This window comes from Streptomyces sp. LS1784 (assembly GCF_020103755.1).
Classification (GTDB): Bacteria; Actinomycetota; Actinomycetes; order Streptomycetales; family Streptomycetaceae; genus Kitasatospora.
This window is the reverse complement of sequence record NZ_JAHSQD010001218.1, coordinates 1-738: the sequence shown is the minus strand read 5'-3', so window position 1 is coordinate 738 and position 738 is coordinate 1. Positions and strand designations below refer to the sequence as shown.

Here is a 738-nt window from a genome sequence, read left to right as displayed (position 1 = left end):
CGCGCGGTGGAGGAGGGCCGGCCGCGACACGGCAGCAACCCGCGCGACGCCCGCCGCCCCCCTGCTCGTCCTCGCCCGGCCGGACTCGGGCAACCGGGCCGCGCCCACCGCTTCCGCCGCGAGGCCTTCACCCGCGCCCTGGCTTCGGTCCGACACCGACCGCCCTGTCCCCGCCCGCGCAGGGGTGGAACGCAGGCCGGTCCGGCGTCACTCGGTCCAGACGGCGGCGGCCGTGCGGTCGTCGGCGTAGCCCTTGGCGCGGACCTGGACCTGGCGGAGGAAGTCGACGGTGCCCGGAGGGTGGGGGTGGGCCCAGTGGGTGGAGAGGAAGTGGGCGACGGCCGGCTCGTCGGCGACGGGGCGGGCGAGGCCGGGGGTGCAGAGGAGGAGGATGTCGCCCGGCGTCGCGGGGACAAGCCGGAAGCGGAACGGGCGCGGGCCGGGGACCGGGGCCTCGGGGACGGTCGGCTGGCCGTCCGGGTGGTGCAGCAGTCGGGCCGCGTAGGCGTCGATCCAGTGGCCGGAGCGCAGCAGGTAGAGCCCGCCCGGGCCGACGCCGAAGGCCGCGCGGTGGCCGGCCTCCGGGTCCAGCGACACCAACAGGCAGTGCAGTGAGGCCGGGGACGGGGTGTCGTCCCCCTCCGCCCGGGGCACCAGGGCGCGCAGCGGGGCGGCCGCGGCGGTGGCCAGGCGCTGGAGGCCGTAGCGGAGCCGGTCGCGGGCGCCGTCGCGCAGGTC

Annotated in this window: 1 pseudogene; it reads right to left on the bottom strand. The window is 79.1% G+C overall.

The annotated features are described in order from the left end of the window. Positions 1-207: 207 nt before the first annotated feature. Positions 208-738: pseudogene (locus KS423_RS46625) on the bottom strand (protein phosphatase 2C domain-containing protein); the annotation flags it as partial.